We start from the raw sequence: 13,974 nt of genomic DNA, 5'->3' as shown, positions 1-13,974 counted from the left end.
TTCTTCTCCCAGCGCAGATAACTTCGTCTGGTGTAAGATTAATAATCTTCCGCTTGTAAGATTAATAATCTTGCAGCCTGAAGATTATTAATCTTACAGCGGATGGACCTATATGTGTGTCTGCCGCAGCACATTTTTGATGCTGCATAAAGTATAAGAACCTGATAGAATATTACTTTATTGGAAAATTTAAACAGGCTCTAAGAATCAGATGCGTTTGCCTTGATTCAGAAGGCTTATTTCTTTTTCCGTACCGGTTTCATTTTCAATATGTCGGGGCGCATAGAGTAGTTTTTCTTTCCGTATGCGGGCTTTTCAAGCAGGCAGGGAGGGATTTCTTTTCCTTCAGCCTTGCGACGGATTACATCTTCCAACACTGCTGCATATTCTTGGTGAATGTAAGCATCATCGCGGTCTGTCTGATTGTAGGCAATGTAGCGAAGATATTCTACGCACTTGTTAAACCACGTGTCGGGCGTGCCTGCCTTGCGGCTGTAATAGCTTGGGCGGGCGATGAATTTCAGGCGCTGAATTAGTTCCTGTTGATTGACGGTGGTGTCGGCTATCATGGCATCAATTTCAGCAGCAGCCTGGTCGTAGTGTTGTTGCTGGATGTCTTGATTGATGCGTATCAGGTTGCAATTGAATGCTTTACCATCGAAGTCGCACAACGATTCTATCTGTGACAGGTCACCATAGGTAGTTTCTTTGGCAAGTTTGGCATCCACAGCTTTTTTGCCGAACCGTTGGCAGAAATCTGCATAGTTATCAGAGACTTGTTGCAGATAAGGCGTGAATCCCGATATGGTATTGACAAACACTTCCCATACATCCGGTTCAGTCAGTTTGGCTCCTCCTTGTATCAGTTCGTCGAATGCCGTTGTCACACTTTTACGGTTGTAGATAGTATGTTGGTAGTTGATGTAGCTTACCAGAAAGCTCCGTTCCCGGTTTCCTTTCTGGTACTCTTCTAATAGATAAGGAGAGCGAGTTTTCGGGTCAAGTGCATTTTTACCGGTTTGGATGAACTGTTCCGGAGTCTGCCGGCTGCTGCTGTAGTGTACCAGTGCTTCGGTTTGTGGGTCAACGAAGATATAGGTGGGGAAGAGACGCACTCCGTATTTCTTAGCCAGTGCTATTCCTTCGCCGTTTTCAGCGTCAATCTTCAGGTTGACAAATGTGTTGTTGTAGAAATAGCCTACCGTAGGTAATGAGAACACTTCCTGTGCCATGTTCAGGCACGGACCGCACCATTGGGTGTAGAAATCGATGAAAATTAATTTGTTTTCGGCTTTGGCTTTGTTCACGGCTTCTTGCCATGAGGTATGCAGGAAGTTGATTCCTGCTTCTTGTGCCTGTACATAGAACAGGGTACACAAGGCAATGAGGGTTGTAAAAATATATTTTTTCATAACAGTGTTGGGTGAAGGAGTACGTGTCAGGTTGATACGTACTCCTTTAAAGTTAATATCCGGGGTTTTGTTCTGCCAGTTCATTCGAATTTCGTTCGCTTGAGGGGATAGCTTCTATCCGTCGGTCGATGATACGTTTATAGTATGCTTCCCCTTGGCTTGCCGAAGCTTCGCATTCTTCATCGTAATTCTCTTTCAGTATGGTGTTCAGTTGGAAGAGGCGTGTGAAGTCTGGACGTTCTGTAAATCCGGCAAAGCGGAGCTGTGCAAACCATTCGTGCCAGTTTTCGAACGACATTTCAATCATCCATTCATTGAATATGGCATCTTCCAGTTCTTCGGCTGTTGTCGGCTGCTGGATGGTTGCACCTGCCCGCTGACGTATTTTTTCGATAGGAGCGTATGCCGTGGCGATGGAAGCTCCGGTACGGTAAAGGGCTTCGGCCTTCATCAGATACAGTTCGGCAGTGCGGCTGAAGATAATAGGCATGTTGTTGGCAGCATTCAGGAATTTCTTGACAGATTTCAGGTTGTATGCCGTAGTTCCGCGGAACTCCAGACTGTCTACGTCCGAGAAAATGGCGTTGGCACGGGGGTCATCGCCTACCAAAGCGACATATTCCTTGCTGGGTCCCCAATAGCCTTGGTTTTTCAGCGTACTGTTTCCGTATGCCGTTTCGCGGGTAGAAGTGTTTGCTGCATCGTTTTGGTCGTAAAAGCGTGCGAACAGGATTTCTTCGGATGTCGTAAATTTATCGAATACGTCTCCGTAATTGGCTTCGGGCAAGTTCTGATTGGTGTCTACCGTTTCGTCTATGACTTGTATAGCTTCCTGGTAGTTACCGCTATAGAAGAGTGCCTTGGCTTTCAGGGCCTGTGCGGCTTCGCGTGAAGCTTGGGCAGCATTCAACCATTCGGGAGCTTTTTCTATGGCTACTTCCACTTGCCGCAGAATTTCTTCGTACGATTCTTTAACGCTGGCTCTTGGTTTTTTAGCATTTTCCACCGAAGGATTTTCGTTACGGATAATTACGCCATACGGGCTGGTTTCATCCCAAAATTCACCATAGCGCGTCAGCAGACGGAAATAGGCGAAAGCACGCAGGTAATAGATTTCGCCGATGATTTCATCTTTCCGGTTGTCGGCAAACGCTCCGGCATCGATGCCATTTAAGGCTTCTTCCAGATAATTGGCATTCTTGATGATACTGTAGTCATCATCCCATTCGTAGGTGTCGCTATAAGATAAAGTCGGATAATAGCGTTCTGAATAATAAATTGTGTTTCCTACTTCGCCGGTAAATTCCTGACGGCGCATGGTTCCTGCCTTGAAAGGTCCTCCAGTAGTAGGGAATATCACGTTGAATCCGCTTCCGGGAAGATTGTAGTAAATACCGTTAAGAGCGAGTTCTACAGTTTCCGGATTGGTGATGGCTCCTTCCAGGTCGGCTTCGAATGCCGGTTTCTTGTCCAGTACATCGACGATATCGCACGAGGCGACTCCTACGATGAGGAGCAGGCTGAATATGTATTTTTTCATCATAGTTCTCTGTTTAAAATGGGATTATAGATTAAACTTGATTCCGACCGACAGGGAGCGGAAGCCGGGATAGCTGGATGTTTCGTAGTTACCTCCATAATTGGACGAAGTAGACACGGTCGCAGGGTCTGTTCCCGGATACGATGTGATGGTAAACAAGTTGGTACCGGCCAGATAGACTTGTCCTTTTACAACATTGCCCAAAGGCAGGTCGTAAGTAAGTCGTACTTCCTGCAGGCGGAAGAAGGAAGCATCGAACAGTTCCAGTTCGGTAAAGCTGGGTACTCCTTCGCCAATGTACAACGCCGGAAGGGTGGCATTCGGGTTTTCCGGCGACCAACGGTCGTTCAGTCCGTAATCAATCAATCCACACAATTGTCCGGGTAGGTTCTGTATGGCTTTATTATACAACTTTTCTCCTCCTATCTGGTAGCCGAAGTTGGCGAATAGGGTAAACCGTTTGTAGCGGACGTTGGCAGTAAAGCCTCCATATACATCAGGGTCGGGAGAACCGATGATGACGCGGTCGTACGATTCTATTTTGCCATTTCCGTCTTTGTCTACCAGTTCCAGATTACCGGGTTTCAGTTCGTTTCCGTTATAATAGTCTTGGTCGTGAGCCTGTGCGTAAGCATTCAGTTCGTCTACGCGGTCCCAGTTCTGGATGATTCCGTTGTGTGCATAGCCTAAAAAGGCTCCCATCGGATAACCTTCTGCCAGTACCTGATTGCTGCTTCCTTGTACGATGACTCCTTCCATGGCGGTTTGTGTAGCTCCTTCTGCAACCAGTTTGGTTACTTTGTTTTTGTTGTGTGCCAAGTTGAAAGATAAGGTCAAATCCCAGTCGTTGTTGGCTATCAGGTGAGAAGTCAGGTTGATTTCGACACCTCGGTTGGTTACGGCGCCGACGTTGCGGTTCATTGACATACTTCCACCTACCGCACTTGAAGGAAAATCGTATGCCCAAATCAAGTCGTTTGTGTTTTTAATATATCCACCGATAGAACCTGCCAGTTTGTAGTTGAAGAACGAAAAGTCAAGACCGAAGTCGTACAGTACTGATTTTTCCCACCGGATATCGCGGTTTCCTACTTGTGAGTGGATGATGGCAGGACGTCCGTTATAGCTTCCTGCTTCATACAGGTCTCGGTTCGAGAAACTGGTCAGGTTTTGCGTACCCGTGGTACCTGCACTGAACCGGAGTTTCAAGTCGTCGATGAACCGTACGTCTTTCAGGAAGTCTTCTTGCGAAAGGCGCCATGCAAAAGCTCCCGAAGGGAAGAAACCATAACGGTTGTTGGCTCCGAACATGGACGAACCGTCGTAACGTGCGGTAAAGGTAAACAGATAACGGTCCATCAACCGGTAGTTGATACGTCCGAACGATGAAAACAATCCGTACGCATTGTATCCGTTGCTCCATCTGGTCAGGTTGGTAGCACTTCCGATATTGGTATAGATTTCATCCAAGGGGTAAGTGTCACCATAGAGGTAAGTGCTGCGGCTGCTGTAGTTTTCAAATGATACACCGATTACGGCATCCAATGCATGTATTTTGTTGAATACATGATTGTATGTCAGCGTATTGTCGAATACGGTTTTTGACGAGCGGTAATGGTTCTCGCTTCCGCCCGCTTCGTCTCTGGTGCTGAGAAAACTGGGGGAGAAGGAAATATTCTGGTTGAACTCCACGTTTGCCGAAAGGCTGGAGCGGAACTTCAGACCTTTGATGATGTCTACTTCGCCATAAACTGTTCCCAGAATACGGTAGATGTCATCGTTGTCTTGATTAAACGTATTGGCTACCGGGTTTGCGCTTCCGGTAGTCAGGTCGAACTCTCCATTGCTGTCATAAATGGGCATGTCGGGACGATAGCCTTGTGCAGCGAATAGAGACGTGCTGGCATTCGACTGGTCGGTATAGCTCATTGTGGCATTGATACCGAAACGTAAGATGGGCAACACGTTCAGTTCGGTTGATACACGTGCATTGTAACGGGTCAGGTCGCCACCTTTTACCATACCTTGTTGGTCGAGTACTGCCAGTGAAAGCAGGTATTTGGCATTTTTGTTTCCACCGCTGACCGAAAAATCTACATTATGCCGGAATGCTCCCTGCTTCACTTCCTTGAACCAGTCGGTATTGGCACTGCCCAAAGCACCTGAATTAGGGTCAAGGATGTCAGGGGCATATTCATTGGACGGGTCGAACACCAAAGTCTGTTCGGCAAATTTCCGTACAGTGTTTCTCCATTCATCTCCATACAGGATGCGGAAGTTCTTGATTTGGAAGTCGGTTGTGAAGTTATAGTTGAAGTTTACCGAAGGTTTGCCTTCCGTTCCGCGTTTGGTGGTAATGATAACTACACCGTTTGCCGCACGTGAACCATAGATAGCAGATGCCGAGGCATCTTTCAGTACGTCCATCGATTGGATGTCGTTGGGCGAGATGGCATCCAACATGGTCGGGTCATCAATAGGCACTCCGTCAATGACATATAACGGTTCATTCGAACCGGTTAGTGAAGTGGCACCACGCACACGTACACGGATGGTTTCGCCTGGCTGACCCGTACTTTGAGATACTTGTACGCCACTTGCCAGATTTTGCAACATCGATGATACATTGGTTGTGTTCAACTGGCTCAACTGCTTGGCTCCTACGGATGCTACCGAACCGGTCAAATCTTTGATAGATGATGTACCATATCCTACAACGACCACTTCGTCCAAATCGGTTGCATCTTCATGTAGCGTAAATTCAAAATGGCGGCGGTCACCTACTTTTTCTTCTACTGTTCTCATGCCGATAAAGCTGACTACCAGCATGTCGTCGCTTTTGAATGAATAAGATAGCTGGAACTTTCCGTCAATGTCGGCTATTGTGCCTACGGTGGTTCCTTTTACTGACACAGAGGCTCCGGGAATGGGATTTCCGGTTTCATCATTTACAATACCTTTTACGGTCACGGTTTGCTGGGCAGCTTCCATAAACGATTGTATGGGAGGCTCAGCCTGCATCGGCACAGAGAGTGCCGGCACAAGGAGGGCAAGGAAAAGATATTTGCCTTTCCTTACCGGATTGGTAAAGCTTTTCATCATTGTGTTGGTTGTAAATAGGTTATATAGTTTTTTTAAAAATGCCGCAAATGTAATAAAAATATTAAAAGATAGCATCTTTTTTGTCATTTCATTGAATAAATAGGGGGATATTCTTAATTATTCTATGAAATTATGGGTTAATTAGGTGTGTTTTAAGAAATTGTTTTGATTTTATCGTGTGTTGATTGGGGATGACTCAAAAAGTTTCAAAATAAAAACACTATCTTTGTCGGAAATGTAAATAAAGAATATGCCGCAACCGCTTCCACAACATAAAGCCTTTATGCTGTCCGACTTCGGAATACGCCTTCGCAAGATGGTTTTCTCGCAAGATGGAGAAGCGCCCATGACGTATGCCCATCAAGATGACTATTATGTCATAGGCTTGGTTGAGAAGGGAACAGGATGCGGCATCATAGATTTTAATGAAATCTGTGTATCTCATGGAGATGTGTTTATTATTCGGCCAGGGCAAGTGCATCGTTTTGTAAGCTCAAAAGAAATAGAAGGCTGGCTGCTTTTTGCCGACAGCAGTTTTATCGGTCATGGCGAGAAGTGCATTTTCGACAAGTTCCTATTGTATGCTGCAACACCGTCATTAAAAATTGAAGGGGAAAGGCTGGACGAGTTGAGACAAATCATTTCTATGCTTGCGAACCGGATAAACAGTATTACGGACGAGCTGGTAAAGGCTACGGTAAGAAAACTGGCAGAAACTTATATTGGCATTGTTGCCGAATCGGTAAGAGAAGCCGGTTTGCAACAGGAAAGACACAGCCGCAGGCATATCGAAATCGTCTTATCATTTATCCATCTTCTTACCGAACGTCTTGCCGTCAACCGTTCTCCGTCGTATTATGCTTCGCTGCTGCACATTTCGCCTGTTTACCTGAATGAGGTAGTCAAGGAAGTCACAGGAATGAGTGCCACCTTATATATAAGGAATGAGCTGATATTGCAAGCCAAGCGTTTGCTTGTCTATACCGGCCTTGCCGTAAAGGAAGTCTCTGACCGCCTCGGTATAGATGATTATGCATATTTCACACGGATATTTACACAAACAACAGGCATAAGCCCTACTACATTCCGGCAAAAGAACCTTGAATAGTCCAAGCATTGCCTTGTTCCGTCCATGTCCTTTTCAGGTTGCGTCCCTTAATTTTGCAGCAAAAAAAGAATGGCAATGAAAAGAACAACAACTGCTTATGTCGCAATGAATCCGCGCCGCTGCATGGCGTGCTGGAAATGTGTAGAAAAGTGCCCGAAGAAAGTAATCGGCAAAACCGGTTTCTTAGGGCACAGGCATGTGATATTCGAAAACGCAGACGCCTGTATCGGATGTAATAAATGTATAAAGACCTGTCTTCAAGGTGTTTTCTTCAAACCGGATGCATCGGTTTCTTGTACGATGAATATGGGGATGGCATTCCGCATAGAGCAGTTGTTGCCATTAGCATTCGTGGCATCTGCCGTTACGGGCATCGGGCTGCACATTGCCGGGCATGGTACCAGTCATGAAACGTGGCACAATTGGGGAGTAGCCCATGTGGTGGCATCTTTCATCTGGCTCTTATCGGTAATGGCTCATGTGAGGCGGCATAAGCATTGGTATAAAACTCTTGTTTCAAAGAGAGTTACGTGCAAACGCCTGATAACCTTTTTCCTGTCCATAGCCTTTTTGATTGTGGCAGTTACGGGCATCTTGCTGGTAGCTTATGTGGAAGGACCAGGCTCTTCCATAGGATTGTGGCATTACAAACTCGGCATATTGTTATGGGTGCTTTCCCTGATTCATGCTCTTTATCGGAAATAGTGGGAAATATTCGTTTCATGCCGAACCACTGGATGGTTGGTAATGTTTAAAGGGAGATTCAAGAAATATCCGGTTGACGTATTCTAGATGCTCTAGTGGCATTCCGTTACAATATTTTCAGGATTTGCTTTCATATATTAAAACAATTTTGTAATATTGCAACAATTTTAGCGAATGAAACACCTTTAAATAACACAAGAAAGTATGAGACGAACGACATTTTATCGCTACCGTTTCTTCCTGACTTTGGCAGCTATTTGGCTGCTCACTCTTGAAGGAATGGCACAAGGTGCGTATAACCGTACCATTCACGGTATCGTGACCGATGAAAATAACGAACCGCTTCCTGCGGCATACGTTAAACAGGTAGTTGAGGCAGAAGGCAATTCCATTGCCGGCATCATCACAGACATGAACGGTCATTTCAGTCTGACACTTCCCAAATCAACACAAGAAATCGAGGTTTCCTTTGTAGGCTACGAAACCCAGCGGGTTCGCCTGACGGCAGCAGTTGATTATGCCATTCACCTCCAGCCTGCTACCGAACTGCTGGACGAAGTGGTAGTGACTGGTTATCAGACCATTTCGAAGGAGCGGGCAACAGGAGCTTTCTCGAAAGTAAATGCCGATCAGCTGGAAACCCAACGCATACCGGACATCAGTTCGATGCTGGAAGGACGGGTGGCCGGATTCAGCGACGGGCAAATCCGTGGAGTCACTTCCATGAACGGACTGACTACTCCTTTGTATGTCATCGATGGTTTCCCTGTAGAGAAGACTACCAATGATGGTTACGGCAACTGGATAGAAAGCGTGCCCGACATGAATCCTGAAGACATTGAAAGTATTACTGTACTGAAGGATGCAGCCGCCACTTCCATTTACGGAGCACGTGCGGCAAACGGCGTTGTGGTTATTACTACCAAGCGTGCCAAGAAAGACCAGCTCAACATTTCATTCTCTGCCACACTTACCGTACAGCCTTATTCTACCTATGCCGACAAGTATCTTGCTGATGCTGCCACTATGATAGGACTGGAAAGAGAATGGGCAGCACAGAATCCTAATTTGCAGGGAGAAGGGGCTTCTGCTTATGCGCAAAGCCTGTTGGATGACAATACCTACACATCGCAAGGAATCCGCGCCCTGTTAGGGTATTATGCCGGAACACTGTCCGAAGCCGATATGAACGCGCGCCTGACATCACTGGCATCGCGCGGTTATCGTTATTACGATGATATAGAACGCTACGGCATGCGCAATCCTTTTACGCAACAATACAACCTGAGCATCGGTAAAGGAAGCGAACGAAACACATTCAATGCTTCGGTCAGCTATCAGGGACAACAGATGAGCGACAAGTTTTCGGATAACCGCTCCATTGGTATCAACCTGCAGAACTCGACCCAAATTACCCGATGGCTGACCTTGGAGGTAGGCACTTACCTCAATTACGGAAGCGGTACAACGCAAAGTTACAGTCTTTTCTCGCCAGGATATACGTATATGCCTTACGATGGATTGATGAACGATGACGGTACGCGGTATACCAACCGGCAGGAAGACCGTTACAACGCATCACAAATGAGTACGCTGGTTTCCAACGGGCTGTATAACCTCGATATTACGCCATTGGACGAAACTGGAATGAATCTGACAGACCATCGTAATTTCAGCAATCGTACTTTCGCTCGCCTGAGTTTTAAGTTCACCGATTGGCTGAAATATACGGCTTCGTTTCAGTATGAATATGCGAACTACACGACCGAACAACTCCAGAATAAGGAATCGTATGATGTGCGTAATACCATTAATACATACGCCTCGGCAAACGGTGATGGTACAGCTACGTTCAATATCCCTTACGGCAATATCTTCTTTACCTCGGGAAATGTAACCCATGCCTATAACTTCCGCCAGCAGCTGGATTTCGACAAGACATTCGGCGGCATACATGAGGTAACGGCACTTTTCGGAACCGAGACGCGCGAAAACAAGAATAACTTCGACAACCGTACCTTATATAATTACGACCCCGACCTGCTGACGTATTCACTCATCGACCAAGCTGCGCTCAGCACCATGGGAAGCATTTGGGGATGGGGCAGTTTCGGAACTGGGAATGTAGCATACATCAATGAACTGACCAACCGTTATGTGTCATTTTATGGTAATGCGGCATATACGTACGGCGGAAAATATACCGTGACCGGCAGCATCCGTTGGGATAAAACAAATCTGTTTGCAACTGGTTCGAAATATCAAAAGCGTCCCATCTGGTCAGTCGGTGCGGCGTGGAATGTCAACCGTGAGAAATTCATGCACGATATTGATTGGATAAACATGCTTAAATTACGCTTCAGTTATGGTATCGGGGGTAATATCGCCAAAGATTCGGCTCCTTATATGACTGCTTATTATAACAATAATATGCATGTGGGCGGAATTTCCGGAACCATACAAAGTCGCCCTAATCCTGATTTGCGTTGGGAAAAAACAACCACTACCAATATCGGTATTGATTTTTCTCTTTTGAAAAACCGTCTGAACGGTTCTATCGAATATTACAATAAGAAAGGTTCCGATTTGCTTGCCAATACAAACGGTGTGCCTACCGAAGGTTGGGGGTATAGCACCTATACCATTAACAACGGTAAGATGACCAACCAAGGATTCGAACTTTCGCTTTCAGGCACCGCTATCAGCACGCGAGATTGGACATGGGACATCGGCGGCGTATTGGGATACAACAAGAATAAAGTGACATACGTCAACGTAGAAGCACCTGTTTCTTACTTGGTTATTGATTATCCTTCTGCTTATCCGCGTGTGGGGAATCCTTACAATGCCATTTATGGATATCAATGGGCGGGATTGAGCGCTACCGGTACTCCGCAAGTATATGATGCAGAGGGAAACCTGTTTACTGATATGGAACCGACTGAAATAGAAGATCTCATTTATTTGGGAACCACAGTACCTGTTTACAGTGGTGCTATCAATACTACATTGCGTTGGCGCAACTGGGAATTGGCTGCACAGTTCCTTTTCGAGGGAGGACATAAGATGCGCAATACCAATGTGGCTTATCTCTCCGGTATGGGTCCCGTAAGCAAGCGCATTGCTGACCGCTGGCAACAACCCGGTGACGAAGCACATACGGATGTGCCACGTTATATCTCTTCGGAAAGTACTCTTTACAATTACAATTACTATAATATGTACGCCCGTTCTTCGGTTAACGTTATTGATGCCAGCAATTGGAGGATGAAGAACCTTTCGCTGACTTATCGTCTGCCAAGCAGTGTATGCGACAAATTGTATGTGAAGAACGCACGCATCATGATAGGTATGGAAAACGCGTTTACCGTAGCCAAAAGTGATGATGCCAAATACTTACTGGGTGGCTATGCCAAGCCGAATTACCTCTGTGGTATTTACCTGAACTTTTAACTAAAATGATTACAGATTTATGAAACACGTCATTTACATCTATATGCTTGTATGCGGGCTGGTTTTCAGCTCCTGCAACGATTATCTGGATATTGTGCCAAAAGGCAATAAAATTCCGTCTACTCTTGCCGATTATGAAGCTCTGTTGCGTGATGAGTATGCTATCGGACAGACTTCCATCAGCAATGCCCTTTATTTGCTGAATGACTATTACGTAACGGTCTCTAACCTGAATAGTCCCACCCTGACCCGTGCTAACTATATGTGGGATGAGACTGCTGATCGTATCTTGTTGAACAATGCCGATGAAAGTACATATTATCAGCTTTATGCTGCTATCTCTTCGTGCAACCTGATTGTAGAAAACGTGCCTTCTGCCACCGAAGCCACTGATGCCGAACGTGCCGAAGTCATCGCTTATGCCAAAGTTATCCGTTCCCTTTGTTATTTCGTATTGGCAAACTATTATGCCGATACGTATGATGCGGCAACCGCCGGCGAAAAGCTGAGCGTACCCCTCATCACAAGTGCCAATATCAATGCTCCTTCGCAGCAAGTGACCATACAAGCTATATACGACTTCATCATCCAAGGAGTGCAGGAAGCAATTGACGGTGGATTGCCCGAACAATCGATGACCGTGCTTCATCCCAATCTGGGCGCCGCATACGCCCTGCTGGCACGTGTATATTTGCAGATGCAGAATTACAGCGAAGCATTAAGCTATGCCAACTTAGCTCTTGGACAAAATGACCAGCTTTACGACTGGAACGCTTATTACGATGAACATCGTTCCACGATTGAGAATCCGGAAGACTATACCGGACTACCCACACCTACCGATTACTCGTATGTGGAGAACTATTATTTCCGTTGCGGAAACGGTTCGCCAAACTACACGACCAATGAACTCAATATACCGGTAGAGCGTGCCGAACGTTTTGAAGAGGGAGATGCACGTTTCTTATCCCGTTGGAAACTTTATTCGCAAAACCAAGACACGTACTACCGTGGAGTAGGAAACGGTTATTTCAACTGGGGAGGACTGACCACTACAGAAGTTTATCTTATCAAGGCAGAATGCCAGGCACGTCTGGCACAAGGAGGAGATTTCACAGAAGCGATGAACACCCTGAACGCTGTGCGCCAAACCCGTATCCGTCCCGAAGTATACCAGCCGCTGACTGCCTCGACATTAACCGAAGCTATCGAACTGATTCGCCGTACCAAAGACAATGAACTGATATTCTCCATTGTACCTTTTGCCGATGCACGCCGCTTCAACCAAGAAGGTACGTATGCACGCACCATGACGAAAACCTACGAAGGTGAAACTTATACGCTTCGTCCGGATTCTCATCTGTGGACAATGCCTTTCCCGGCAGGTGCTATTAACAATCCCGGAAACGGAAGCATTCAACAAAACGTGTCTAAATAAAAATACATAAAACAACAAGTATGAAAGTAACAAACTTAATGCAAATCTTGCTGCTGGGAACCCTTACGGCAGCTTGTACATCCCAAGCCCCTAAAGACGGTTATCTGATAAGTGGAACGATTGAAGGACTTCCAGACAGTGCCTACGTGCAACTCATGCCAGTATGTCACGAAGAAAGTGACCCGATAGCCGACACTCTGGCAATCGGAGGCAAATTCACCTTTATCGGGAAAATGGAAGAACCCCGCGCCGTATTACTTACCGTAAAAGACGCCTACGGCTCGCGCCGCCTGATGCTGGAAAATACAGCTATCGAAATCAAAGGTGCGGTTGTATCGGAAGATGTGAATGGAACTCCCTCGTATAGTCTCGACAAGTTATCCGTAAGTGGGTCTCCCCTGACAGCCCGTTACGATTCGCTGATGGCGGTACGCGGTCGTATGGATTCTCTATTCAATGCCAACCAGCAAGAACATAAAGCTCTCCTCGATGCTATACAAGAAGCCTATCAGGCAAAAGACCAGGCAAAAGTGGCAGAGTTGCGTGCAAGCGAGGCCGGTAAGCAAATGGCAGAAGATGAAATGCGTTTCTTCCAAACCGTAGATTCTGTTTATCGCCAAACGGTAATGGAAAACAAGGACACTTACTGGGGACCGTTGCTGATGATTTCGCTCACTTCTTACATGAACGAAGGCATGCGCTCGTGGTACGAAGAACTCTCACCTGCCGCACAAGCCTCTTATTATGGAAAACTGGTGAAAGACGAACTTTACCCGACTGGTAAAATTGGTGATAAGATGCCTGAATTTATGGTAAAAGATGCATCGGGAAAAGAAATCACTCTCCAAGAACTCTGCCAAGGAAAGAAATACATCCTGATTGACTTTTGGGCATCGTGGTGTAAACCGTGCCGCAAGGAAATTCCTAATATCAAAAAACTTTATGCACAGTACGCTTCTGAAGGTTTTGAGGTAATTAGTATTTCCATTGATAAGAAAAAAACCGATTGGGAAAAAGCTGTAAAAGAAGAACAGTTGAAATGGCCTAACTTCTTGGATGAAACCGGAGTGGCAAAGCTTTACAAGGTAAGAGCTGTTCCGACCATGTATCTGATAGATGCCGAAGGTCGGATGGTCGGTGATAATCTGAGAGGAGAAGCGTTGGCAGAAAAACTGGCTGATTTATTCGATTGACTTTGACTTCATTATGCCAATAT

Annotated in this window: 8 protein-coding genes; 5 read left to right on the top strand and 3 right to left on the bottom strand. The window is 45.9% G+C overall.

Going from position 1 to position 13,974, the window contains the following annotated elements; genetic code table 11:
- Window positions 1-236: 236 nt before the first annotated feature.
- Genes B5F25_RS06490 through B5F25_RS06480 form a run of 3 tightly spaced genes read right to left on the bottom strand, consistent with a single transcriptional unit; the run spans window position 237 to window position 6,054 of the window.
- Entirely contained in the window at window positions 237-1,412 is a 1,176-nt protein-coding gene (locus tag B5F25_RS06490; protein WP_087248439.1) for a thioredoxin family protein, read from the bottom strand.
- Window positions 1,413-1,464: 52 nt separating this feature from the next.
- Window positions 1,465-2,955 carry a RagB/SusD family nutrient uptake outer membrane protein gene (locus B5F25_RS06485; protein ID WP_241148369.1) on the bottom strand — a complete coding sequence of 497 codons (1,491 nt, stop codon included), beginning with the start codon at window positions 2,953-2,955 and terminating at the stop codon, window positions 1,465-1,467.
- Between the two features lie 21 nt (window positions 2,956-2,976).
- Window positions 2,977-6,054, bottom strand: a complete 3,078-nt coding sequence (locus B5F25_RS06480; protein ID WP_241148368.1) for a TonB-dependent receptor — start codon at window positions 6,052-6,054, stop codon at window positions 2,977-2,979.
- 250 nt (window positions 6,055-6,304) lie between these two features.
- On the opposite strand from B5F25_RS06480, the gene B5F25_RS06475 reads away from it, so the two are divergent.
- From B5F25_RS06475 to B5F25_RS06455, 5 genes are all read left to right on the top strand, one after another.
- On the top strand, window positions 6,305-7,162 hold the full coding sequence (locus tag B5F25_RS06475) for a helix-turn-helix transcriptional regulator (RefSeq protein ID WP_087248387.1): 858 nt from the start codon (window positions 6,305-6,307) through the stop codon (window positions 7,160-7,162).
- A gap of 75 nt (window positions 7,163-7,237) precedes the next feature.
- The gene (locus B5F25_RS06470; RefSeq protein WP_206423533.1) at window positions 7,238-7,867 is read left to right on the top strand and encodes a ferredoxin family protein; all 630 of its coding nucleotides are present in this window, start codon (window positions 7,238-7,240) and stop codon (window positions 7,865-7,867) included.
- Between the two features lie 204 nt (window positions 7,868-8,071).
- Window positions 8,072-11,320: a SusC/RagA family TonB-linked outer membrane protein gene (locus B5F25_RS06465; RefSeq protein WP_087248383.1), complete on the top strand. Its 3,249-nt coding sequence runs from the start codon at window positions 8,072-8,074 to the stop codon at window positions 11,318-11,320.
- Between the two features lie 19 nt (window positions 11,321-11,339).
- Window positions 11,340-12,758 (top strand): RagB/SusD family nutrient uptake outer membrane protein, encoded by a 1,419-nt coding sequence (locus B5F25_RS06460; RefSeq protein ID WP_087248381.1) that lies wholly within the window; start codon window positions 11,340-11,342, stop codon window positions 12,756-12,758.
- Between the two features lie 20 nt (window positions 12,759-12,778).
- A complete protein-coding gene (locus tag B5F25_RS06455) occupies window positions 12,779-13,951 on the top strand; it encodes a TlpA disulfide reductase family protein (protein ID WP_087248379.1) in 1,173 nt (390 codons plus the stop codon).
- Window positions 13,952-13,974 lie beyond the last annotated feature (23 nt).

This window comes from Bacteroides sp. An19, from assembly GCF_002160215.1.
In the GTDB taxonomy this organism is placed as follows: domain Bacteria; phylum Bacteroidota; class Bacteroidia; order Bacteroidales; family Bacteroidaceae; genus Phocaeicola; species Phocaeicola intestinalis.
This window is presented reverse-complemented; position numbering and strand designations above follow the sequence as displayed.